At 64.4% G+C, this 365-nt stretch carries 1 pseudogene; it reads right to left on the minus strand.

Annotation, left to right across the window (positions count from 1 at the left end):
* Positions 1-365 (minus strand): annotated as a pseudogene (locus P1J78_RS25250) (DDE-type integrase/transposase/recombinase); the annotation flags it as partial.

A 365-nucleotide genomic window follows, 5' to 3' on the forward strand; every position in this document is an offset into this window, starting at 1 on the left:
GCCCGCTCGCGTCGTCGGAACGGCAGGTGGGAGTTCTCGGCGCGGTTGTTCAGCCAGCGACCGGTTTCCTGGCGATCGGCCGCACCGATCTCCTTGAGCGCCGCGCCGTAGGACCGAAGCCGGTCGGTCACGATGGAGTCCGGCCGGCCGTAGCGCTTCATTGATTTTCTGAAGAATTTCAGGGCTGCCTTCTTGTCACGGGTCTTCGTCACGAAGCTTTCCAGCGCCTCGCCCTCGTGGTCGACAGCCCGCTACAAGTAGTGGCGCTCACCGTTGATCTTCACGACCATCTCGCCCGGGTGCCATCGCCACTGGCTCGACCGCACCCCACGATCCGGCGTTTCCGGATCTCGGCTGCAAACACC

The organism is Psychromarinibacter sediminicola, assembly GCF_029168335.1.
Lineage (GTDB): Bacteria > Pseudomonadota > Alphaproteobacteria > Rhodobacterales > Rhodobacteraceae > Psychromarinibacter > Psychromarinibacter sediminicola.